The following is a 23,965-nucleotide window of genomic DNA, read 5'->3' on the forward strand; positions in this document are numbered from 1 at the left end:
GCGTGCTGCCGGTGAGCCACGCCAGCACGCAAGGGTGCGGGCAACGTCCTGCATTATGACAGTGACGGCGCTTGGGCGATGGTCGCACACCGTGACGGCGCTTTTCCGGCAGCAAGGCGCGAGCAAGATTTCAGCGATGAGCAATGCAAAAAACACGCGAATTAACAGGCTAACAAGGCAGATAACTGCGCCGATCAGCCCGTAATCTCACCGACAGCCTGACAGGCTAACATCGCGCGCGGCTTGGCCAGCAACACCGGCGTCGCACGCGAACATACAAGCAACACCAGGAGGAATACGATTAGATGGCACAAGATCCACTCGTCGGCGACGCCGGCTCCACCTACGCACCGCTCACGCCGGTGCCCGACGCGCGCCGTGCGTTCCGCACCGGCGACGCTTTCGCGCTCTGGTTTTCGCTCGGCATCGGCCTGCTGGTCGCGCAGGCTGGCGCGCTGCTGGTGCCGGGGCTGTCGCTGCCGCATGCGTTGCTGGCGATCGTGATCGGCAGCGTGATCGGTGTCGTATTGCTGGCGCTGGCCGGCGTGATCGGCACGGATACGGGCCTCGCGGCCATGTCGTCGCTGCGGCCTACGCTCGGTGTGCGTGGCGCATCGGTGCCGGCGGTACTAAACGCCGTGCAACTGGTCGGTTGGGGCTCATTCGAGGTAATCGTGATGCGCGATTCCGCCGATGCGCTCGCCAAACAGGCCTTCGGTTTCTCGATGCCGCTGATCTGGACCGTGATCTTCGGTTTGCTCGCGACGCTGCTGGCCATCAGCGGCCCGCTGTCGTTCGTGCGGCGTTTTCTGCGCACGTGGGGTATCTGGCTGCTGCTGGCGGGCGCCGCATGGCTCTCGTGGAATCTGCTTGCCAAGCACGATCTGTCCGCGCTGATGCGCCGTCCAGGTACGGGCGAGATGTCGTTCGGCGGCGCAATCGATCTGGTGGTCGCGATGCCGTTGTCGTGGCTGCCGCTGATCGCCGACTACACGCGTTTTGGCCGACGCCCCGGCGAGACCTTCCGCGGCACACTGCTCGGCTATGGCATTGCGAATATCTGGTTCTATGCGCTCGGCGCGATCTACGGTCTCGCGGCAGGCGGTGGCGATGCACTGCTGACCGGCGCACTGGCTCAAGCAGGCGGCGGCCTCGCCCTGCTGCTGATCCTGATCGACGAAGTGGACAACGCGTTCGCCGACATCCACTCGGCAGCCGTCTCGACCGGCACGTTCTGGACGCGCAGCAGCGTGCCGTTGTTGTCGGCGGCATTCGGCGCGCTGTGCACGGCGATCGCCTTGCTCGTGCCGATGGCGAAGTATCAGAACTTCCTGCTGCTGATCGGCTCCGTGTTCGCGCCATTGTTCGGCGTGGTGCTGGTGGATCACTTCATCGTGCGCAAGCGTCGCATTGAAGCCGCCGTGCTCGGCGATGTGCGCGGCCGCTACGGCTTCTCGGGTGGCTGGCATCTGAGCGCGTTCGCGTCGTGGGCAATCGGGATCGTGTCGTATCAGGCGATCAATCAATGGCTGCCGGATCTCGGCGCGACGCTGCCCGCGCTGGCGATCGGCGCGCTGTGTTATCTGGTGCTGGTGTCGGCTCGGAAGACTGCGTACGCTTGAGTCGCGTAGACATCATCGCGATGCAAAAAGGCCTGCATTTGCAGGCCTTTTCTCTTCATACATCATCAAACTGATCAGATCAACTCGCAGCTCGACCCGCAATTCAACCCGCGACTCAACGCCGGGAAGCCCGATACTCGACGCCCGGTAACACGCACAGCAATTCGAACGCGAGATTTGCGCCAAGCAACGCGGTCGTACCGAACGGATCGTACGGCGGCGCCACCTCGACCAGATCGCAGCCGACGATATTCAACCCATGCGAGCCGCGAATGATTTCCAGCGCCTGCGGCACCGTCAATCCGGCGATTTCCGGCGTACCCGTACCCGGCGCGAAGGCCGGATCGATACCGTCGATATCGAATGTGATGTACACCGGACCGTCGCCCATGCGTTCGCGCACGCGCGCCATCAACGGTGCCAGCGACTGGTTCCAGCACGCCTCCGCCTGCACGACTTCGAAGCCCTGATCGCGGCACCAGTCGAAATCTTCAGCCGCGTAACCCGTGCCACGCAAACCGATCTGCACGACGCGGTCGCAATCGAGCAAGCCCTCTTCCACCGCGCGGCGGAACGGCGTGCCGTGCGCGATCTTCTCGCCCATCATCGTGTCATTGACGTCGGCGTGTGCATCCACGTGAATCAGGCCAACCTTGCCGTGCTTGCGATGAATCGCGCGCAGGATCGGCAGCGCGATCGTGTGGTCGCCACCGAGCGTGATCGGCTTGCAGTTGTGCTGGAGGATTTCGTCGTAGGCGGATTCAATGCGCTTGATCGAATCGTGCAGGTTGTACGGATTGATCGCGACGTCGCCGAGATCGGCCACACGCAGCGAATCGAACGGCGCGGCACGTGTGGCCATGTTGTACGGGCGCAGCAGCACTGATTCGCTGCGGATCTGGCGTGGCCCAAAGCGCGCGCCGGTGCGGTTCGAGGTGCCGAGATCGAATGGCACGCCGACGAAGCAGGCGTCGAACCCTTCGGCCGAGCCGACGTTCGGCAACCGCATCATCGTCGCGATGCCGCCGCAGCGGGGCATCGCGTTGCCAGACAACGGTTGCGGCCGTTCACCGGCCTCGGGGGAAATGAAGGAGGAAGTATTCATCGTGTCTCGGCAATGAAAAGGGGGCAGTAAGCAAAATCGTGCAACCGGCCGAGGAGCCAATAAAAAAGCGCACCTTGCCGGGCGAATCTCGATTCTTGAGCACTTTCCCTCAAGTTAAAATACAAACAGAATAAACTTCACATTGATTCATAGCGATGTATCCTGACGTATGTTCTCCCAACTCACCGATCTCGACCTGCGGCTGATCCGCGTCTTCCTTGCCATCGTCGATGCCGGCGGCGTCTCGCCGGCCCAAGCCACGCTCAACGTCGGCCAGTCGACCATTAGCACGCAACTTGCCACGCTGGAAACACGCCTCGGCTACCGCTTGTGCGAGCGCGGCCGCGGCGGCTTCAGCCTGACCGCGCGCGGTGAGCAATTCATCGACGCGGCTCGTGCCCTGCTGTCCGCCGTCGACACCTTCGGCATGCAGGCGCGCAATGTCGGCCGCAAGCTGGTCGGCACGCTCGATATCGGCATGATCGGCCACACGCCGGTGTCGGCAAGCGCGCGTATCAGCGAGGCGATCGGCCGGTTTCGCGCGCGCGATCAGTCGGTGCGGTTTTCGATTCTGGTGCGCTCGCCGGGCGAGCTGGAGGAATTCTTGCTGAATGGCCGGATTCAGATCGGCATCGGCTATTTCTGGCATCGCGTGCCGTCGCTCGAATACACCGAGGTGTTCGCCGAGGATCAGTTCGCTTATTGCGCGAAGGGGCATCCGCTATTCGCGTCAGCGGGAGAGGTGTCACCCGCCGACGCCGCGGCTCACGAATGGGCGTGGCGTAGCTATCCGCTGCCCGAAGCCGAAAGTTCGACGACGCCGCAGAACGTCACCGCCGTTGCGGACAACATGGAAGCGGTCGCGATGCTGGTGCTGTCGGGACATCATCTCGGCTATTTGCCGGGGCATTTCGCAGCGCCGTTCGTCAAGCAAGGTCTGCTCGCGGCGGTGAATCCGGCACAGATGCGCTATCGCGTGGCGTTTCATATGGTCACGCGGGCGCGGCAGCATCGAACGGATATCGTTGAAGCCTTTATCGACGATATGAAGGCCGCGCATCCTGCGCAAGAACTGGAAGTGGATGAGTAGGGGTTCGGCACACCTGGCGCGCAGCGCGATCGGCGACCCATCGGCACTCGATCAGTAATTGAAAAGGCCGCGCTCGATGGCGCGGCCTTTCTGCAAATCAATCTGCAACAGCAATCAACCTACCCGTTGATCACATCCGCGCCCTTCGGCACCGTGAACTTGAACGCGTCGGCCGGCAGCGGCGGGTTCTTCTGGATGTTCGAGAACGTCAGCAGCGTCACGTTGCCGAACACATCGTGCAGTTCCATCGCTTCAAGATTGCCGTCCTTGAAGCCGATACCGACGCGCTGAAATTGCGTGTCTTTCGCCTTGGGCGTCAGTTCGAGCCAGTCGATACCGGCCTTCACGCCCGCATCACGCAGCGTGAAGTTCTTGTCCAGATCGTTGCTACCGAACAGGATCGCCGCCGGGCTCGCGCCGAGCGCGCCGCCGAGGCTGCGCACCGTCACCTGGTTCAGATCCTTGTCATACACGTAGAGCTTATCGCCATCAGCTTGCAGCAATTGTGCATAGGGCTTCTCGTATTGCCAGATGAACTTGCCGGGGCGCGCGAACGTGAACGTGCCGCTCGAGGTGCCCGTCTTACCAGCCGTGGACAGCACGCCGTTCGCGCCGCTTGCACCCTGCGCCTTGCTCGGCGCGCGCACTTCCTGCTGCACAAAGGTACCGCGCGCGGAATGAACTTGCGCGACGAACGCCTTCAATTGCTCGGTGCCGCTCGCGAATGCCTGCGACGCGACGAGCATCGACGCACCGATCGCCACACTGCCGACGCCACGTACGATCGTGCGAGCAAGTTGGCCGAAGCGGTTGGATTGAGCACTCTGTCGAGCGTGCTGCTGCGCGAAAAGCTGCATGGTGTTTTCTCCCTTGATTGAATTCGTTGAGCGGTCACGGCGGCGGGCGTTGAGAGCAGCGGCCGGGTGACCGTGGCGGCTGGCTTGAACCGCGAAGCCGCGGGACGAGCCCTCGGCCTTGGACAACAGCTTAAGCAAGAAGCCTTAAACAGGACTTATGCGCAGGACTTATGCGCAGAACTCATGCACGGGGCTTATACGCTGCGCATTGCAGCCGGTTCAGCGGAATAGCCTTAGGGACGGCCTATTCCGCTTCCCGCGCCGGTGCAAGGATCTCGCGATTACCATTCGACGACATCGACGACACCACGCCCGAGTTCTCCATCTGCTCGAGCAAACGCGCCGCCCGGTTATAGCCGATGCGCAAATGCCGCTGCACCAGCGAGATCGACGCACGGCGGTTCTTCAGCACCACATCGACCGCCTGGTCGTATAACGGGTCCGCCTCACCGTCGCCCGAGCCGGTTCCCCCGGCGCCCGCGGAGCCTTCGTCGCCCTCGCCTGTTACGCCGCCTTCGAGAATGCCCTCGATATAGTTCGGCTCGCCCTGCTCCTTGAGCTTGTCGACGACGCGATGCACTTCCTCGTCCGACACGAACGCGCCGTGCACACGCATCGGCAAACCGCTGCCCGGCGGCAGGTACAGCATGTCGCCCATGCCGAGCAGCGATTCCGCGCCCTGCTGGTCAAGAATGGTGCGCGAGTCGATCTTCGACGACACCTGGAACGCCATCCGCGTCGGCACGTTAGCCTTGATCAGGCCGGTAATCACGTCGACAGACGGACGCTGCGTCGCGAGAATCAGATGGATGCCGGCCGCGCGCGCCTTCTGCGCAATCCGCGCGATCAGCTCTTCGACCTTCTTGCCGACCACCATCATCAGGTCGGCCAATTCGTCGATCACGACGACGATGTTCGGCAGGCGCGACAACGGTTCCGGATCTTCCGGCGTCAGGCTGAACGGATTCGGCAGCTTCTCTTCGCGCTTGGTGGCTTCGTCGATCTTGTTGTTGTAACCGGCGAGATTACGCACGCCGAGCTTGCTCATCAGCTTGTAACGGCGCTCCATTTCGGCGACCGCCCAATTGAGCGCATGGCCCGCCTGACGCATATCCGTCACCACCGGACACAGCAGATGCGGAATGCCTTCGTAGACGCTCATTTCGAGCATCTTCGGATCGATCAGGATCATGCGGACCTGGTCGGCGCTCGCCTTGTAGAGCAGCGACAGGATCATCGCATTGATACCCACCGACTTGCCCGAACCGGTCGTACCGGCCACCAGCAAGTGCGGCATTTTCGCGAGGTCGGCACACACCGGCTTGCCGCCGATGTCCTTGCCGAGGCCCATGGTGAGCGGCGAAGCCGCGTCCGCATAGACTGCCGAACCGAGAATCTCCGAGAGACTCACGGTCTGGCGGCGCAGGTTCGGTAACTCCAGTGCCATGAAATTCTTGCCCGGAATCGTTTCGACCACGCGAATCGACACTAGCGACAGCGAACGCGCCAGATCTTTCGCCAGACCGACGATCTGGCTGCCCTTCACGCCGGTGGCCGGCTCGATCTCGTAACGCGTGACGACCGGCCCCGGATACGCGGCGACCACGCTCACTTCGACGCCGAAGTCCTTGAGCTTTTTCTCGATCAGACGCGAGGTAAATTCAAGCGTATCGGCGGAAATGGTTTCCTGCGCGACCGGCGCCGCGTCGAGCAGCGAGATCGGCGGCAAGGTGGAGTCGCCCGGCAAGTCCGTGAACAGCGGCACCTGCCGCTCTTTCTCGACGCGCTCCGATTTGGCGGGGGTGGCGAGCGGCGGCACGATCATGACCGGCTCGTGTTCCTCGATCCGCACACGGCCCTTTTCGACCTTGCCTTCGCGCTTCACGGCGGCGGCTTCGCCCAATTTACGGTCGCGGCCGGCCTCGCGGCGCAGCTTGGCGAACGTGACCGCCGAAATGATCGATTCGCCGACCTTTTCCGACACCGACAGCCACGAGAAACGGAAATACAGCGACAAACCAATGGCCAGCACGATCAGCAGCGCCAAAGTGCCGCCCGTGAAGCCCAGCGCGTGCGACACCCCGCGCGCGACCGCTTCGCCGATCACCCCGCCCGGCGCACGCGGCAATTGCACTTTCAGCGACCACATGCGCAGCGCTTCGATACCGTCGCAGGCGAGCAACACCAGCATGAACGCAAACGCGTCCGCGAGCCAGCCGGCGTCGCGCGGCGCATCGTCCTGCAGTTCTTCGTGACGGGTGATACGGCGGTAATTGGCGGAGATATGGCGGCCGAGCAGCACGATCCACCAGTAGGCGGAGAGGCCGAACAGCAGCAGCAGAATGTCGGAGGTCCACGCGCCGACACGGCCCGCCCAGTTGGCGATGTGGTCGACCTGCGCGGCATGCGTCCAGCTCGGATCGTGCCGGCTGTAGCTGACGAGCGCCATGAGCAGAAACACGCCGAGCGCGACCTGCAAGATCCAGCGGATTTCGGTGAAAAGGCGCGACATGCGGTGCGGCAATGCCTGCGCGCTCGCGGAATAGGGAGCTTTTGCCATTGATCCTGTTGCTTGTGTGGCCGATCTGCTGCCAGAGTCGCGGCCGAAGCGGCGCCCAAGGCGGCTCCAGACCCGGCCCCGGCTGCCGGGTCCATCGATGCGGCCTATTGTAAACGCAGTGTCGGACGCGAGGCTGTAAATGACGGTAACTTAGCCGTTCGACCTCAGAAAAGGTGCCGGGGCCCGTGGCAACGCTATCGCCGCGATCAGAAAGCTTCATGGAGCAGGCCGGCGCGCCGCCCTTTATAATGCCGCTCTGATACCCATCTATAGTTTCAGCTCAAGTCGCGCGGCCTCGCATGGGCGAGCCGGGCGCCGTAAAAGGATTTCGATCATGCCCGCAACTTCCACGAAACACGCCAAAGTTCTGATTCTCGGCTCAGGCCCCGCCGGCTACACGGCAGCGGTCTACGCGGCGCGCGCCAACCTGTCGCCGGTGCTCGTCACGGGTCTCGCCCAGGGCGGCCAGTTGATGACCACGACCGACGTCGAAAACTGGCCGGCGGACGGCAACGGCGTGCAAGGCCCGGAGTTGATGCAGCGCTTCCTGGAGCACGCCGAGCGCTTCAACACGGAGATCATTTTCGACCACATCCATACGGCCAAGCTGGATGAGAAGCCGATCCGCCTGATTGGCGACTCGGGCGAATATACCTGCGACTCGCTGATCATTTCGACCGGCGCATCGGCTCAGTACCTCGGCCTGCCATCCGAAGAAGCGTTCATGGGCAAAGGCGTGTCGGCATGCGCCACCTGCGACGGTTTCTTCTACAAGCAACAACATGTGGCCGTGATCGGCGGCGGCAATACCGCAGTCGAGGAAGCCCTCTACCTTTCCGGCATTGCCAAGAAGGTAACGGTGATTCATCGCCGCGACAAGTTCCGCGCCGAACCGATCCTGATCGACCGTCTGCTGGCGAAGGAAAAGGAAGGCCTGGTCGAGATCAAGTGGAACAGCACGCTCGACGAAGTGACCGGCGACCAATCCGGCGTGACCGGCTTGCGTATCAAGAACACGAAAAGCGGCGAAACCACAGACATCGCGCTGCAAGGCGTCTTCGTCGCGATCGGCCACAAGCCGAACACGGACATTTTCGAAGGCCAACTGGAGATGAAGAACGGCTACATCATCACCAAGGGCGGTCTGAACGGTTTCGCCACGGCGACCAGCATGCCGGGCGTGTTCGCGGCGGGCGACGTGCAGGACCACGTCTATCGTCAGGCGATCACCAGCGCGGGCACCGGCTGTATGGCCGCGCTCGACGCGCAACGCTATCTGGAAACCATCGAAGAGATTGGCGAGCATGTGATGAGCGCTGAAGCCGCGCGCTGATCTGCAACACCACGCGCAACGGTAAAATGGCGGCTGGGCATGGCCCGGCCGCCTGCTTTGGAGAAGGCCGCGGCTGAGAAGCTGGCGGCCTTTTTTGCGCCGGGCTGCGTCGTGGCTGTGCGGTGTCTGCGCCGTATTTGCGTCGTTCCGGCAGCCGGTTGGCGTCGCTCCTGCGCCCTTGTGTACGCTTGCCCAGCCCGGCGGCCAGGCGTTGCGATGCGCCGCGGTACGTTTCGGTGCAGCAACCCGCATCGCGCGATCGATCTACCTTTCTGCGTGTATTACCGATATGCCGAAGAATCAGCCCCACCCCAGCGAACCGAAGCGCGCCCGCGCCATCGCCAGGCCCGCGCCCGAGCCGGCCGCATCCGTCGTCAAGCCGAAGATCGAGCCGGCTGCGGGACTAGCCGGCCTCGGCGCACTGCGCGATGCTTTAAAGGGCGACACGCAACGGCGTGAACGCGAACGCGCGGCGGCAGTGGCAGCGCAGCGCGAAGCCTCGGCGGACGCCGATCTGTTTCGCCGCGAAATCGGCGCGGTTGCGCCACTCGCGGTCCCGCCGCGCGCCACCTTGCCGCGCAGTCCCCCGTCGCCGCTGCCGGTGCAAACCAGACTCGACGAAGAAGCCGTGCTGCACGAAGCAATCTCCGACGAGTTCGATCCCGAGATCCTGCTCGAAACCGACGAAACGCTCTCCTATTGCCGGCCTGGAGTGAGTCAAGAAGTCGTGCGAAAACTGCGGCGTGGCGATTGGATCGTGCAGGCACAAATCGATCTGCACGGCATGCGTCGCGAGGAAGCGCGCGAGGCGCTGGCCGAGTTCATTCGTGAATCGGTGAAGCGCGGCCTGCGGTGTTTGCGCGTGATTCACGGCAAGGGTCTCGGCTCGATCGGTAAAGAACCCGTATTGAAGGGCAAAGTGCGCGCGTGGCTCGTGCAGAAGTCCGAGGTAATCGCCTTCTGCCAGGCGCGTCCGCATGACGGCGGCGCCGGGGCGGTGGTCGTGCTGTTGCAGCCCGGCGCATTGCCGGCGTACCCCAAGTCCTGACGGAGTCCCGGTGATCCATCCGAGGCTGACGCTGGCGCTGACCATCATGGAGGCGCTGGCTATTTTCGCGTATGCGATTTCCGGTTTTATCGAGGCGAGAACCCGACGGCTCGATGCCGTCGGGACCTTCCTCGTGGCGATCGCGACGGCCTTCGGCGGCGGCACGTTGCGCGACGTGCTGCTCGAGCGGCGGCCTTTCTACTGGGTCGAGCATCAGCCCTATCTGATCGCGATCTTCGTGATGTCGTTGTTCGCGCCGACGCTATTGAAGATGGCGTCGCGCCTGCTCTCCGAGCGGGTCTTGCTGGTGGCCGATGCGGTGGGACTGGGCTTGTTCAGCATTTCAGGCACGTCGATCGCGCATGACGCGCAGATGCCGTGGTTCACATCGGTGATGATGGGAGTGTTGACAGGCGTATTCGGCGGCGTGATTCGCGACGTGCTGTGCAACGAGGTGCCGCTGATTTTGCGCGATTCGCGACCGTACGCAACCTGTGCTTTTGTGGGATGTTGGCTGTACGTGCTGCTGGATTACATGAACGTCGATACGGTTTATAGCGTGTTGATCGCCACCGCTTTTATCCTGCTCGCGAGGCTCGCGACGTTCAGGTTCGACGTCCGGCTGCCTCACTGAGCTTGCCTCACCAATCCCGACTCATAAATAAAAGCGCGCCGCCCGGAACCAGGCGGCGCGCGCTTTGAAACAACTTTACTTGTTGGTGGCCAAAGCCCCTGCACTCTTCGACCCGCCAAACAGCGCGGTCAGGTACTGCGAGTTGTTGTTCATTGTTGCCATCAGCGTGTTGAGCGCCGTGAACTGATTCTGGTACTGCTTCGTCAACTGCGCGCTGTAATTGGCGAGTGTGGTCTGCTGGGTCGTGATGCTCTTCAGGTCGGCATTCAGCGCCGTGCTGCGGGTGTCGATAATGCCACCCGTCTTCACGAAATCAGTAATGCTCTTGTTCAACTTCGCGCCAATGCCGTTGGTCGAGTTGAACAACGTCGCAATCTGCGCCGGGCTGCTGGTGAGCGACGCACTCAGCTTCTTGGCGTCGATCACCAACGTGCCATCCGCCGGATCGCCCTTCAGCGTAATGCCGATCGAAGCGAGACCGACTGCTGAACTTCCCGAGCCGACACCACCGCCGATGATCGACGCCAACGAATTCTTGATCGTCATCAGCGTCGAATCGCCGAGCAGCGCGCCGCCGGTCTTCGACGACTTGTCGTAGGAGGACAGCGAGTTGATGGTCGTGACGACGGTGTTGTAGAGATTGGCGAAGTTGGTGATGGCCGTGTTCTGCGCGGCCGTGTCCGACGCGATCGTCAGCGTCTGCGTGGTGCCGACCGCGGCGCTCGACAGATTCAGCGTGACGCCGGAAATCGCCGACGTGACCGCGTTCGTCGAACTGCTCGCCTCAATCCCGCCGATGGTGAATCGCGCGTCCTGAGCGCCTTCGCTTTGCCGCCAGGCCTTGTTGGTATCCGACGACACGATCGTGGACGCCGCGCCATTCGCGCCGGGCGTGGACGTCACGCCAAGGCTCGACAGGCCGTTATCGTTCTCGACATTGCTGGTGGACACGTCGATCGTGTTGGCCGCGCCAGTGGCAGCCGAGCGCAACACGAGGTGAGCACCGCCCGTGCCGGTCACGATGGTGGCCGTGACGCCCGGATTGTTACCCGCTTTGTTGATCGCGTTGGCGATACCGCTCAGCGTATTGTTGGTGCTGTCGATCGTGACATCCATCGACTTGCCGCCGACCGCAATGGTCAACTTGCCGGTGCCCAGCTTAGCGGTAGCGTCGAACGCCGACGACGACAGGCTCTGCGACGCAGCGATTTGCGCGACGTCGATCGTGTAGCTGCCGGCGACCGCGCCGGAACCGGCCTTCGGGTCCAGGCCCTTGCCGCTCGCGGTCGCCCCGAAGGTCGACAGGAACGTTCCGTCCGAGAGATTCTTGATCGCAGCCTGCAACGCATTCAACGCGGAGCTCAGGGCGCCATAGGCGGAAAGGACTGTGCTATCGCTCGTCTGTTTGGCCTTCAGCGCCGCCGTCTGGCCAGCCGTCTTCGCATTCACGAGGGCCGACACCAGCGACGCCACGTCCATCGTCGAGTTGCCGGTAGAGCCACTGATAATCGATTGCGCCGCTTGCTGCACCTGGTTCTGCGCGTTAGCGGTCGCGCTATTTACAGACGTAGTGATCGTTGACATGCAAAGGCTCCGTGCGTCGAGTTATTCGTTATTCACTGCGTGACGCCCCGGTGGTCTTTCTGATGACGGCGGCAACCCGGTTACGTCGTGGTCACGTCGGTTTTCTTACAATTTTTTCAAATGTTACACTATCTTTCTAAAAAGTTTATGGCGTTTTGTCGTAACAAATCACTGCGCATACGGTTTTGCTCCCTCCGGTTTTAGCGCAAGCGGATGAACAACCGTCTGCCACTAAAATTCTCGTGTCTGTCGATTTCGCCCACCGTCGCTCGTCGTCAGGTAAACGGCCCCTCCGGCCGTTATCGCGCCACAGCGCGCCGAGTAACCGCCACAGGTGACCACGATGACCCTGAAGCTCTATGCCCACCCCTTCTCTTCCTACTGCCAGAAGGCGCTGACCGCGCTTTACGAAAACGGCACGCCGTTCGAACTGCGCCTGTTGTCGCACGACGATCCGCAGGTCATGGCAGAGCTCACCGCGCTCTGGCCGATCAAGCGTTTTCCTGTGCTGGTCGACGGCGGCCGAGTGGTGGTGGAGGCGAGCATCATCATCGAATATCTCGGCCTGTATCACCCGGGGCCGGTGCCGCTCTTGCCGGCTGACGCCCGCGCCGCGCTGGAAGTGCGCAGCATGGATCGCTTCTTCGACAACTACATCTCGACGCCGCAGCAAAGGATCGTGTACGACAGTCTGCGCGCCGAGCCGGAGCGTGATCCGCGCGCCGTGGCCGACGCCCGCGCAATGCTTGACACCGCCTACGGCTGGCTCGACAAGGTGATGGCCGGGCGCGAATGGGCGGCCGGCGATACTTTCAGCCTCGCCGATTGCGGCGCCGCGCCGTTCCTGTTCTATGCTGACTGGACGCATCGCATCGGCCCGGCGTTTCCTCACGTGCTCGCCTACCGGAAGCGGCTGCTGGCCCGGCCATCGTTCGCACGCGCGGTCGACGAAGCACGCCCGTATCGCCCGCTGTTCCCGCTCGGCGCGCCCGACCGGGATTGAACGCGCCGACGCGGCACGACCGGGCATAACAAGGCACGACGGGGCAACCGCGCGGGCACTCCCGTCTGCGCGCCCGTGGATCTCATTGCGACAACGCTATTTCCAACCTATACACTTCACTTCGAAACCTACTTCAGCCCATCACTCACAAGGCAAAACATGGACCGTTTCGAAGCGATGGAGATATTTACGCGTGTGGTCGAGGCAAACAGCTTCACCAAAGTATCCGAATCGCTCGACCTGCCCCGCGCCAAAGTCAGCCGCACCATTCAGGCTCTGGAGGAACACGTCGGCGTGCGCCTCCTGAACCGTTCGACGCGGCAGGTCAGCGTGACCGAAGACGGCGCGCTGTTCTACGACCGTTGTGTGCGCATCCTCGCGGAAGTCGCCGATGCCGAATCGTCGCTGTCGAACAAGCGCGAACATCCGAGCGGCACGATTCGCGTTGACACGTCCGGCACGCTTGCTCGTGCGCTGCTGCTGCCCGCGCTCGACGACTTCTACCGGCAATACCCGGAGATCGACGTACGGCTCGGGCTGGCGGATCGCAATATCGATCTGATTCAGGACGGGGTGGATTGCGTGATCCGCATGGGCACGCCGGAAGAGTCGAGTCTCGTCGCGCGGCACATCGGCGATGCGCGGATCGTGACCTGTGCGTCGCCGGCCTATCTGGAGAAGTACGGCACACCCACAACGCTCGATGAGCTCGGCGAGCATCGCGCTGTTAACTACGTTTCCGCGCGCAGCGGCAAGACCTTCCCGTTCGAGTACCAGGTGGACGGCGAGATCGTCAAGGTCACGCTAAAGAGCGTGCTGGCCGTGAATGACGGTAGCGTCTACATTGGTGCAGCGGCGCTCGGCCACGGCATCATCCAGCCGTCGCGCTTCATGGTCGCCGATCTGATTGCGCAGGGCGCGCTCAAGGAAATCCTCACAAGCTACACGAGCCCTGGCGCGCCGCTGTCTATCCTGTACGCGCATCGCCGCAATCTGAGCTCACGGCTTCGCGCCTTCACCGAGTGGGTCACCGAGCTTGCACGAAACAATCCGGATCTGCGTATCACGGGCGTTTGAGGTCTTGCCGCAGCGGGGCCAGGCTCCTGGCCCCGCCTGAGCAAACAGTACCTGGCAAACGAAGAAAGCCCCATGCGTTTCACAACACATGGGGCTTTCTTCACTTCAGTTCGAATCGCTCAGCGAATAACCCGCCTCAGGCAATCCGTTCTTCATTAGCCGGATCGAACAACACCGCCTTCGATGCATCGAACAGCAGCGTCGCATTCGTCAACGGTTGCGGATTCGACGCCGGGTGCACGCGACTCACAATGCGCTTGCCATTGACCTGCGCGAACACCAGCGTGTCCGGTCCGGTCGGCTCGATCACATCGACCTTGACTTCGATCGGCTGCAGATTCGCATTGTCGCCATGTGCGCCGCGCGCATCGGTAATCCGTTCCGGGCGCAGGCCCAGGATCACTTCGCGCCCCACGTGCGACTTCACCTTCGCGGAGTCGAACGGCAGGTTCAGCACGCCGCGCGAGCCGCCCGTATCCAGTTCGATGCCGACGCCCGAACCCTGCTCCACCAGCTTGCCCTGGATGAAGTTCATCGGCGGCGCGCCGATGAAGCCGGCTACAAACAGGTTCGCCGGCGAGTCGTAAATCTCTTGCGGCGCGCCGAACTGCTGGACGATGCCGTCTTTCATCACCGCGATGCGGTCGCCGAGCGTCATCGCTTCGATCTGATCGTGCGTCACATAGACGATCGTCGTGCCGAGGCGTTGATGCAGCAGCTTGATTTCCGAACGCATCTCGATACGCAGCTTCGCGTCGAGGTTCGACAGCGGTTCGTCGAACAGGAACATCACCGGATCGCGCGCGAGTGCACGGCCCATAGCCACACGCTGACGCTGACCGCCGGAAAGCTGGCCCGGCTTGCGGTCCAGCAAATGCGTGATCTGCAGCGTGTTCGACACGCGATCGACGATCTGCGCCTGCTCCTGCTTCGGCACCTTGCGGATACCCAGGCCGAACGAGATGTTCTCGCGCACCGTCATGGATGGATACAGCGCGTACGACTGGAACACCATCGCGATGTCGCGATCTTTCGGCGACAGGTTGTTCACCGTCTTGCCGTCGATCTGAATCTCGCCCTTGGTCACGGTTTCGAGGCCGGCGATCATATTGAGCAGCGTCGACTTCCCGCAGCCCGAGCCGCCAACGAGAATCAGGAACTGGCCGTCTTCGATGTCGATATTGACACCCTTCAGAACCGGCACCCCGTTCGGGTAAGTCTTGTACACGTCACGGATGGAAAGGCTTGCCATGCTGTGAATCCTCTTGTCTCTGGTACTGCTTGAAAACTCTGGTCGGATGACGGCGGCGCACTATCGAAGAAGCGCCGCCGCGATGCGTAAGGTCTAGCCCGGGTTTAGCCCTTCACTGCGCCCGCCGTCAGGCCGCGCACGAAATAGCGTCCGGCGACGATGTAGACGAGCAAGGTCGGCAATGCGGCGATGATCGCACCGGCCATGTCCACGTTGTATTCCTTCACGCCGGTCGAGGTGTTCACGAGGTTGTTCAGCGCCACCGTGATCGGCATCGAATCGACGCCAGAGAACACAATCCCGAACAGGAAGTCATTCCAGATCTGCGTGAATTGCCAGATCAGGCACACCATGAAAATCGGCAGCGACACCGGCATCAGAATCTTCGTGAAGATCGTGAAGAAACCTGCGCCGTCGATCCGTGCGGCTTTCACGAGTTCAGCCGGAATGCTCACGTAGAAGTTGCGGAAGAACATCGTCGTGAAAGCGATACCGTAGATCACGTGCACCACCACCAGACCAGTGGTCGTATTCGACAAACCGAGCATGCCTTCGAAGCGCGCCATCGGCAACAGGATCGCCTGAAACGGAATGAAGCAGCCGACCAGGATCATCGTGAAGATCGGATCCGCGCCGCGGAAACGCCAGTGCGTGAGGACATAACCGTTGAACGCGCCGATGATCGACGAGATCAGCACGGCCGGAATCACCATCCGCACCGAGTTCATGAAGAACGGCTGCATGCCGTCACAACGCACCCCCGTACAGGCACCGCTCCATGCCTTGATCCACGGGTCGATGGTCCAGTGGGTCGGCGGCGTGAGCAGGTTGCCGGTGCGCAGCTGAGCGATGTCCTTGAACGACGTGGACAGCATCACGTACAGCGGAAACAGGAAATACAAGGCGAACAGAATCAAGGCCGCATAAATGACGGCACGGCTGATCGTCATCTTAGGCTGCATTGCGGGTGCTCCTCGATTCCAGATACATCAGCGGCACGAGCACGGCCACAACGGTAGCGAGCATCATCATCGACGATGCCGCGCCGACGCCCAACTGCCCGCGATTGAACGAAAACGTGTACATGAAAATAGCCGGCAGCGATGAAGACGTACCCGGACCGCCCGCGGTCAACGCGACGACCAGGTCGAAGGTCTTGATCGTGATGTGGCAGAGAATCAGCAGCACGGAGAAGAACACCGGGCGCATGCTCGGAATCACGATCTTGCGGTAGATGGTGGGCAAGCCTGCGCCATCCATCTGCGCGGCCTTGAAGATTTCACCGTCGACACCACGCAAGCCCGCGAGAAACAGCGCCATCACGAAGCCGGTGGATTGCCACACCGCCGCGATCACGACGCAGAAAATCGCCTTGTCGGGGTCGCCGAGCCAGCTGAACGAGAAGCTCGTCCAGCCCCAGTCGTGAAACACTTTCTCAAGGCCGACGCTCGGCGTCATGATCCATTGCCACGCCGTACCCGTCACGATGAACGAGAGCGCCATCGGGTACAGGAACACGGCGCGCAGCGCGCCTTCATTGCGAATCTGCTGATCAAGCAGGATCGCGAGGAACAGGCCGAGGCCGATACAGATACCGATAAAAGGAATGCCGAACCAGCCGAGGTTGGCAGCCGAGGTCCAGAACACATCGTTATCGAACAGTTCGCGATAACGATCAAGACCGACAAAGTCATAACGTGGCATCAGTCGCGAATTCGACAGCGACAGATAGCCGGTAATAGCAATAAAGCCATACACGAAGATCAGGCTGATCACGACGCTGGGTGCGAGCACCAGCTTCGGAATCCAGCGATCGGCAAGGGCCGCCATCGGCGACGTGCGGCGGGTCACGGAAGCCGTGGATTTCCCGTTTCCGCTGATAGAAGCAGTCACTACTCGACTCCTGCTGAAACTGTACCGCCGGGGCGCTCACGCATGAAGAACGCGAGACCGGAACGGCATAGGTATGACTCGATGAAACCAGGGGTGAAGTCTCTCGCCCTAAGTAACGCAACGGCTGAAAGCAATCTGAAGAGCGCGCCCGGCGCCCACGAGGGGAACCGCCAGGCGCGCCACTTCGCTTACTTCACTTACTTGGTCTTCGCTGCCTTCGCGAGCGCGGCAACCGCGGTCTTCGAATCTTCCTGCGAGTTCATGAACTTCGTGACCACGTCCGAGATCGCACCGGCAGCTGCATCCGGTTGCGCCATGCCGTGTGCCAGCGAAGGCACATAGCCGCCCGACTTGATCGCCACTTGTTCATCCGCGTACGACTTCTTCGCGCAGTCGTCGAACTTGGCCATCGACACGCCCAGACGAACCGGGATCGAACCCTTGTTCAGGCTGAACTGTTCCTGGAAGTCCGGCGACATGATCGTCTTCGCAAGTGCCAATTGACCCGGCGTTGCAGTCTTCTGGCCCTTCTGCTGGAAGAACACGAACGAGTCGACGTTGAACGTGTAAGCCTTCTCCGTACCCGGAACAGCAGCACAGATGTAGTCCGAGCCTGCCTTCTTGCCGGCGTTGGCGAACTCGCCCTTCGCCCAGTCGCCCATGAACTGCATGCCGGCCTTGCCGTTGATGACCATGGCCGTTGCCAGGTTCCAGTCACGGCCCGTGCGGCCCGCGTCGAAGTAACCCTGGATCTTGCGTACCGTGTCGAACACGCCGACCATCTGATCCGACGTCAGCGTCTTTTCGTCGAGGTCGACCAGCGCCTTCTTGTAGAAGCCCGCGCCTTGCGACAGCACGACGTCTTCCCACAGCGTCAGGTCTTGCCACGGCTGACCGCCCATCGCGATCGGCTGAATACCGGCGGCCTTCATCTTGTCGGCCACGGCGAAGAACTCAGGCCACGTGGTCGGCGCCTTGCCGCCTGCCTTGTCCAATGCAGCCTTATTGATGTACAGCCAGTTCACGCGGTGCACCGAGAACGGCGCTGCCACATAGTGGCCGTCTGCGTGCATGATCTTGTCGATTTCAGGCGGCAGGTTCTTCTTCCAGTCGCCGGCAGAGGCGTCGATCGGTACCAGCACGCCTTGCTGCGCCCAGTCCTGGATCAGCGGACCCTTGATCTGCGCAGCGCTCGGCGCGTTGCCCGAGATCACCTGCGTCTTGAGTGCCGTCATGGCAGCCGCACCTGCGCCGCCCGCAACCGCGAAGTCCTTCCAGGTGTAACCCTGCTTCGTCATGTCGTCCTTGAGGACACCGACGGCTTTCGATTCGCCGCCCGAAGTCCACCAGTGCAACACTTCGATCGACTCGGCGGCTTGCACAGCCGAGACGCCACACATCAGACCCGCGGCGCACAAAGCGCCCATGATCGCGCGAAATTTCATTGCTTATCTCCTCCAGACACCTGAACAAAAAACAAATGGCCCCTGATGTCGCCAGGGTGCTGTGGTTGGTTCAAACAGGCAAAACACTGGGCGATCGAACACGGTCGGGCACATGCTTAAGGCATGTGCCGGCGGACCGATATCCGGCCGCTGGAAGCTCAAGAGATGAGTGGTTCGGGATGCAACTGACTGTCTCCTCTTTTGATTTTTGCCTGCCCGCGTCGCGCGCGGCAGACTCGAGGTGCCTCACACGTTAACCCTGACACCAGATCAGCCTTCCGGCTTTCCGTAAGGACCGCCGGGGGCATGCTGGCACGTGCCCGCACGCAATGTCCGTTAACATGCAGGGAGCGCCTGCCGATTCGGGAAAACGCGCATCCAGCCTTGCAACGCACGCTTTTTTCATCGAATTAGCGCTACCTCTTGATTTGGATTGTAGTTAAACTACAATTCAGTGTCAAAAATTATTTTATCGGACTACGGTCGCCCTTTTCGGTCACCACGGCGACCCCAGGATATCGACGGAGACTCATGCAAACCGATTCAAGTTTCACCTTCGTCCTCTTCGGCGGAACCGGCGATCTTTCGATGCGCAAGATCCTGCCCGCACTGTTTGAAGCGCACCGTGCAGGTGGCATGCTGGCCGACAGCGGCAAGATCGTCGCAGTGGCGCGGCATATAGCCGATCGTGCTGCCTACATTGACTGGGTCAATGAGCATGTCAAGCCGCACGTGTCGAAGAACGGCGTGGATGAAACAGCATGGGCGAGCTTCCTCGACCGTATCGAGTTCGTGAAGATCGATCTCGGCAAACCCGAAGACTTCACGCTGCTGCGCGACGCCTTGAGCGGCAGGCCTGGCATCCGCGTGTTCTATCTGGCAACGGGTCCGTCGCTGTTCGTGCCGATCTGCCGTGCGCTGGCCTCCGTTGGGCTCAACGAAAATTCGCGCATCGTGCTGGAAAAGCCACTCGGCTACGACCTCAAGTCGTCCAATGCAATTAATGATGCAGTGGGCGAAATCTTCGCTGAAGAACAGATCTACCGGATCGATCACTACCTCGGTAAGGAGCCGGTGCAGAACCTGCTCGCGCTGCGTTTCGGCAATGTGCTGTTCGAACCGTTGTGGCGCCGTGAATGGGTGGAAAGCATTCAGATCACAATTGCGGAAGAACTCGGCGTGGAGGCGCGCGGCGACTTCTACGACAACACCGGTGCCTTGCGCGACATGGTGCAGAACCATTTGCTGCAGCTGCTTTCCATCGTGGCGATGGAACCGCCGCATTCGATGGATTCCGACTCGGTACGTGACGAAAAGCTGCGCGTGCTGCGCGCGTTGAAACCGATCGATCCGCGCGATATCGGCAAGGTCGCCGTGCGCGGCCAGTATCATGCGGGCGTGATCCGCGGCAGCGCGGTGCCGGCGTATGCAACCGAGCCTGGCGTGAAGCAGGACAGCACGACCGAAACCTTCGTTGCGGTGAAGGTGGAAATCGAAAACTGGCGCTGGGCCGGCGTGCCGTTCTTCCTGCGCACGGGCAAGCGCCTCGCGGATCGTGTCGCTGAGATCGTGGTGAATTTTCGTGCAGTGCCGCATTCGGCACTTGGCGCGTCCGCATTGCGTGGCGGTGCGAACCGTCTCGTGATCCGTTTGCAGCCGAACGAAACCATTCGCCTCTACTGTCTCGCAAAGCAGCCCGGCGAAGGGATGAACCTCGCCAGCGTCCACCTCGACCTCGCCTTCGACCGGTTCTTCCGCGAAGGGCAGATGGAGGCATATCAGCGTCTGTTGCTCGACGTCATCAACGGCCGCCTCGCGTTGTTTGTGCGGCGCGACGAGCAGGAAGCGGCATGGCGTTGGGTCGAACCGATCCTCAACGAATGGGCTGCTTCCAACAAGCCGCCCAAGCCGTACGCAGCAGGCACATGGGGACCGGCCGCGGCGAGCGCGATGTTGGCGCAACACGGCACCTGCTGGCTCGAAGAAGAGAATTGAATCAACTGAATTACGGCGTCGTACCATGCCCGATCCCGATCGAAGCACGGCAGTGCGCCTGCAAGACCCACCGACGAACTGAACGGAATGGCGCCGGTATCACGAAGGCGCCTGCAAGTCATCCCGCTTGCAGGCGTCGCGTGAGAGCAGCACGGCATGTTCCGCAGATCTAACAAGAAAGCAGCACGGAGGAGAAGTGATCGAGCTTCACGCTTTCGACGATCAACGCGCCCAATCCGACGCGTTGGCGAAAGCGGTTGGCGACGCGTTACATGCGTCGCTCGCCGCACAGGCGGCCACGGCCGCAGCGGGCACGTTAACCACTAGCGCGCGCCCGGCAATGCTTGCCGTGTCCGGCGGCACCAGTCCGCGTCCGTTCCTGCAGACGTTGTCCACACAATCGCTCGACTGGGCACGCATTGCCGTGACGCTGGTCGACGACCGTTGGGTGCCGGAAGCGGACGGCGCGAGCAATTCGCAACTCGTGCACGACACGCTGTTGCAAAACGCTGCGACGAACGCCCCTTTCTGGCCGCTGGTCGACACGACGCAAGACCTGAACGCGCACGTTGCCGCGCTGAACGCCGACCCGCGCTTTAGCGCCGTGCCGGACGTCGCGATTCTCGGCATGGGCGAAGACGGCCACACCGCGTCGATTTTCGCGGACGCGCCCGAATGGGACTACGCGATCACCACCCCCGAGCGCTTCGTTGCCGTGCATCCCGGCAGCGCGCCGCATGCGCGCGTGAGCTGGTCGCTCTCGGCCTTGAAAGAAGTGAAGCACCTGTTTTTGCTGATCGCAGGACCGCGAAAGATGGACGTGCTGAATGCCGCCGCCGCTTCGCTACAAAAAAATGCCATCTCGCAGTTGGCAAACGACAAGGGAGTGAGACTCGATGTCTACTGGTGTGCAAACTAAGTCTGTTCCGGGCGCGGGCCAGCACGCCGATGGACCGAGGCTCCTCGCCGACATCGGCGGCACCAATGCGCGCTTCGCGCTCGAAACAAGCCCTGGCGAGATCAGCTCGGTGCAGGTCTATCCGTGCGCGGACTATCCGGGCGTTGCCGAAGTCATCAAGAAGTATCTGAAGGACACCAAGATCGGCCGCGTGAATCATGCGGCGATTGCGATTGCGAACCCGGTCGACGGCGATCAGGTCAGCATGACCAATCACGACTGGAGCTTTTCGATCGAAGCCACGCGCCGCGCGCTCGGCTTCGACACGTTGCTGGTGGTGAACGACTTTACCGCGCTGGCCATGGCCCTGCCCGGCCTGACCGACGCGCAGCGCGTGCAGGTGGGTGGCGGCTCGCGTCGTCCGAACAGTGTGATCGGCCTGCTCGGCCCGGGCACCGGCATGGGCGTGTCCGGCCTGATTCCAGCCGACGACCGCTGGATCGCGCTCGGCAGCGAAGGCGGCCATGCCACCTTCGCACCGGCCGACGAACGCGAAGACATCGTGCTGCAATACGCACGCAAGAAGTGGTCGCACGTCTCGTTCGAACGCGTGGCCGCAGGCCCTGGCATCGAAGTGATTTACCGTGCGCTGGCGGGCCGCGACAAGAAGCGTGTGGCGGCGAACGTCGACACGATCGAGATCGTCAAGCGCGCGATGGAAGGCGAGCCGCTCGCGGCCGAATCCGTCGACGTGTTCTGCGGGATTCTCGGCACCTTCGCCGGCAATATCGCGGTGACGCTCGGCGCATTGGGCGGCATCTACATTGGCGGCGGCGTCGTGCCGCGGCTCGGCGAGTTCTTTGCGCGTTCGTCGTTTCGCAAACGGTTCGAGGCGAAGGGCCGCTTCGAGGCGTATTTGCAGAGCGTACCGACTTACGTGATTACCGCTGAATACCCGGCGTTTCTGGGTGTTTCGGCAATTCTCGCGGAGCAGTTGTCGAACCGCACGGGCGGCAGCTCATCGGCCGTGTTCGAGCGGATTCGCCAGATGCGCGACGCGTTGACGCCGGCCGAGCGCCGCGTGGCCGATCTCGCACTGAATCATCCGCGTTCGATCATCAACGATCCGATTGTCGACATCGCGCGCAAGGCCGACGTGAGCCAGCCGACGGTGATCCGCTTTTGCCGCTCGCTCGGCTGCCAGGGCTTGTCGGATTTCAAACTGAAGCTGGCGACGGGTTTGACCGGCACGATTCCGGTGAGTCATAGCCAGGTGCATCTGGGCGACACTGCGACGGACTTCGGCGCGAAGGTGCTCGACAACACCGTGTCCGCGATTTTGCAGTTGCGCGAGCATTTGAATTTCGACCAGGTCGAGCGGGCCATCGATCTGCTGAACAGCGCGCGGCGGATTGAGTTTTATGGACTCGGCAATTCGAACATTGTCGCGCAGGACGCGCATTACAAGTTCTTCCGGTTTGGCATTCCGACGATTGCTTATGGCGATCTGTATATGCAGGCGGCCTCGGCTGCGTTGCTCGGCAAGGGCGATGTGATTGTGGCGGTGTCCAAGTCGGGACGTGCGCCTGAGCTGCTGCGTGTGCTGGATGTCGCCATGCAGGCGGGCGCCAAGGTGATTGCTATTACGTCCAGCAATACGCCTTTGGCCAAGCGGGCTACGGTCGCTTTGGAGACTGACCACATCGAGATTCGCGAGTCGCAATTGTCGATGATTTCGCGGATCCTGCATCTCGTCATGATTGATATTCTTGCCGTTGGGGTGGCGATTCGACGCGCCGTGCCTAGCGCGGATGTGGCTGAGACGGTCGCTAAGGCGCGACAGGGCGCGGATGATGATGCTACTGCTGTGCTCGATTGGTTGAGTCATGGGGCGGCTTCTTCGGCACGGGATTAGGTTTTTTTGGGGGCCTTCGCGGCGGCCTGGTTGTTGGGTTGTTGGGTTGCCGCGGTGGGCTTTTGCTTTGGGCTTTTTTTGACTGCTCGGCGCTTGTTTGTCTGTATGCCTGCGGCGTTGGCCTTTCCTTCGTCTGGCTACTTTGGCCTTTCCTTGATTTGTTATTGGTCTATTAGCGTTCGCCCCTGTGCGGGGCAGGCACTTACTTTCTTTGCCGCCGCAAAGAAAGATAAGCAAAGAAAGCGGCTCAAACCGCTAATTCTTAAGCGGGCTCCCCGCACAGCTGCGGTAGTGGTGCATCTGGAATCTGTGTTCTCGCACATTCCGCGTGAGTGACAAGGCAGTCATACTTACGGCGGCGCTGCGCGCCGACGCGGTACTTCAGCAACCACGCGCTTTTGCCCACGCTCAGCGGCATTTCATCAAACCACACGCTTTTGCTCACGCCCAACGGCATTTCATCAAAACGCCCGCTGCGGTTGACGCTCAGCGGTGGCTCATCAATTGGCATGCCGTTGTCGACGCTCAGTGGAAACTCCGCAAACTACAAACTGCCGTCGCAGCCCACAGCCGCTTCCTACACGAAGACCGGCGTCCTGGGGGACAGGGAAGCGCTAGCGCCGCTTGATGTGCCGGCCGACGCTCCCTAACGAA

At 61.7% G+C, this 23,965-nt stretch carries 18 protein-coding genes; 10 read left to right on the top strand and 8 right to left on the bottom strand.

Translation table 11 applies throughout. The annotated features are described in order from the left end of the window. Window positions 1-305 precede the first annotated feature (305 nt). Window positions 306-1,622 carry a putative hydroxymethylpyrimidine transporter CytX gene (cytX, locus tag ACUN0E_RS37205; RefSeq protein WP_445569739.1) on the top strand — a complete coding sequence of 439 codons (1,317 nt, stop codon included), beginning with the start codon at window positions 306-308 and terminating at the stop codon, window positions 1,620-1,622. Window positions 1,623-1,737: 115 nt separating this feature from the next. Here the strand turns inward: cytX and speB are convergent, their stop codons facing one another. After that, window positions 1,738-2,727 carry an agmatinase gene (gene speB / locus ACUN0E_RS37210; RefSeq protein ID WP_445569740.1) on the bottom strand — a complete coding sequence of 330 codons (990 nt, stop codon included), beginning with the start codon at window positions 2,725-2,727 and terminating at the stop codon, window positions 1,738-1,740. A 169-nt stretch (window positions 2,728-2,896) separates the two neighbouring features. Here speB and ACUN0E_RS37215 point away from each other — a divergent pair, with 169 nt between their 5' ends. Next, window positions 2,897-3,817: a LysR family transcriptional regulator gene (locus ACUN0E_RS37215; protein WP_408392879.1), complete on the top strand. Its 921-nt coding sequence runs from the start codon at window positions 2,897-2,899 to the stop codon at window positions 3,815-3,817. A 119-nt stretch (window positions 3,818-3,936) separates the two neighbouring features. Here the strand turns inward: ACUN0E_RS37215 and lolA are convergent, their stop codons facing one another. Together lolA and ACUN0E_RS37225 are read right to left on the bottom strand one after the other, a co-directional pair. Next, window positions 3,937-4,674 carry an outer membrane lipoprotein chaperone LolA gene (lolA, locus tag ACUN0E_RS37220; protein WP_408332925.1) on the bottom strand — a complete coding sequence of 246 codons (738 nt, stop codon included), beginning with the start codon at window positions 4,672-4,674 and terminating at the stop codon, window positions 3,937-3,939. 244 nt (window positions 4,675-4,918) lie between these two features. Further along, window positions 4,919-7,234 (bottom strand): DNA translocase FtsK, encoded by a 2,316-nt coding sequence (locus ACUN0E_RS37225; RefSeq protein WP_445569741.1) that lies wholly within the window; start codon window positions 7,232-7,234, stop codon window positions 4,919-4,921. A gap of 334 nt (window positions 7,235-7,568) precedes the next feature. Between ACUN0E_RS37225 and trxB the strand changes: the two genes are divergently transcribed. The 3 genes from trxB to ACUN0E_RS37240 all read left to right on the top strand — a co-directional run bounded on the left by trxB (window position 7,569) and on the right by ACUN0E_RS37240 (window position 10,249). Then, complete coding sequence (gene trxB / locus ACUN0E_RS37230; RefSeq protein ID WP_408510647.1) at window positions 7,569-8,567, top strand: thioredoxin-disulfide reductase; 999 nt, start codon at window positions 7,569-7,571, stop codon at window positions 8,565-8,567. 289 nt (window positions 8,568-8,856) lie between these two features. Beyond that, window positions 8,857-9,615 (top strand): Smr/MutS family protein, encoded by a 759-nt coding sequence (locus ACUN0E_RS37235; RefSeq protein WP_445569742.1) that lies wholly within the window; start codon window positions 8,857-8,859, stop codon window positions 9,613-9,615. A gap of 13 nt (window positions 9,616-9,628) precedes the next feature. Continuing rightward, window positions 9,629-10,249: a trimeric intracellular cation channel family protein gene (locus ACUN0E_RS37240; RefSeq protein WP_408238503.1), complete on the top strand. Its 621-nt coding sequence runs from the start codon at window positions 9,629-9,631 to the stop codon at window positions 10,247-10,249. 75 nt (window positions 10,250-10,324) lie between these two features. Here the strand turns inward: ACUN0E_RS37240 and fliD are convergent, their stop codons facing one another. Next, window positions 10,325-11,833 carry a flagellar filament capping protein FliD gene (fliD, locus tag ACUN0E_RS37245; protein WP_445569743.1) on the bottom strand — a complete coding sequence of 503 codons (1,509 nt, stop codon included), beginning with the start codon at window positions 11,831-11,833 and terminating at the stop codon, window positions 10,325-10,327. 343 nt (window positions 11,834-12,176) lie between these two features. Here fliD and ACUN0E_RS37250 point away from each other — a divergent pair, with 343 nt between their 5' ends. Then, complete coding sequence (locus ACUN0E_RS37250) at window positions 12,177-12,836, top strand: glutathione S-transferase family protein (protein ID WP_408392877.1); 660 nt, start codon at window positions 12,177-12,179, stop codon at window positions 12,834-12,836. Window positions 12,837-12,995: 159 nt separating this feature from the next. Next, complete coding sequence (locus tag ACUN0E_RS37255) at window positions 12,996-13,913, top strand: LysR family transcriptional regulator (protein ID WP_408238343.1); 918 nt, start codon at window positions 12,996-12,998, stop codon at window positions 13,911-13,913. 136 nt (window positions 13,914-14,049) lie between these two features. Here ACUN0E_RS37255 and ACUN0E_RS37260 read toward each other — a convergent pair whose 3' ends face one another. The 4 genes from ACUN0E_RS37260 to ACUN0E_RS37275 form a co-directional block, all read right to left on the bottom strand. Continuing rightward, window positions 14,050-15,165, bottom strand: a complete 1,116-nt coding sequence (locus tag ACUN0E_RS37260) for an ABC transporter ATP-binding protein (protein WP_408238340.1) — start codon at window positions 15,163-15,165, stop codon at window positions 14,050-14,052. Between the two features lie 104 nt (window positions 15,166-15,269). Then, a complete protein-coding gene (locus ACUN0E_RS37265) occupies window positions 15,270-16,127 on the bottom strand; it encodes a carbohydrate ABC transporter permease (RefSeq protein ID WP_408238337.1) in 858 nt (285 codons plus the stop codon). After that, window positions 16,117-17,058 (bottom strand): carbohydrate ABC transporter permease, encoded by a 942-nt coding sequence (locus tag ACUN0E_RS37270; protein ID WP_408238334.1) that lies wholly within the window; start codon window positions 17,056-17,058, stop codon window positions 16,117-16,119. The genes ACUN0E_RS37265 and ACUN0E_RS37270 overlap by 11 nt, the downstream gene beginning before the upstream one ends. A 197-nt stretch (window positions 17,059-17,255) precedes the next feature. Next, complete coding sequence (locus tag ACUN0E_RS37275; RefSeq protein WP_408238331.1) at window positions 17,256-18,503, bottom strand: ABC transporter substrate-binding protein; 1,248 nt, start codon at window positions 18,501-18,503, stop codon at window positions 17,256-17,258. A gap of 531 nt (window positions 18,504-19,034) precedes the next feature. Here ACUN0E_RS37275 and zwf point away from each other — a divergent pair. From zwf to ACUN0E_RS37290, 3 genes are all read left to right on the top strand, one after another. Next, entirely contained in the window at window positions 19,035-20,498 is a 1,464-nt protein-coding gene (gene zwf, locus ACUN0E_RS37280; protein ID WP_445569744.1) for a glucose-6-phosphate dehydrogenase, read from the top strand. A gap of 196 nt (window positions 20,499-20,694) precedes the next feature. Beyond that, entirely contained in the window at window positions 20,695-21,417 is a 723-nt protein-coding gene (pgl, locus tag ACUN0E_RS37285) for a 6-phosphogluconolactonase (protein WP_445569745.1), read from the top strand. Next, a complete protein-coding gene (locus tag ACUN0E_RS37290) occupies window positions 21,395-23,311 on the top strand; it encodes a bifunctional transcriptional regulator/glucokinase (RefSeq protein ID WP_445569746.1) in 1,917 nt (638 codons plus the stop codon). The genes pgl and ACUN0E_RS37290 overlap by 23 nt, the downstream gene beginning before the upstream one ends. The last annotated feature ends 654 nt before the right edge of the window (window positions 23,312-23,965 follow it).

The organism is Paraburkholderia sp. D1E, assembly GCF_052682275.1.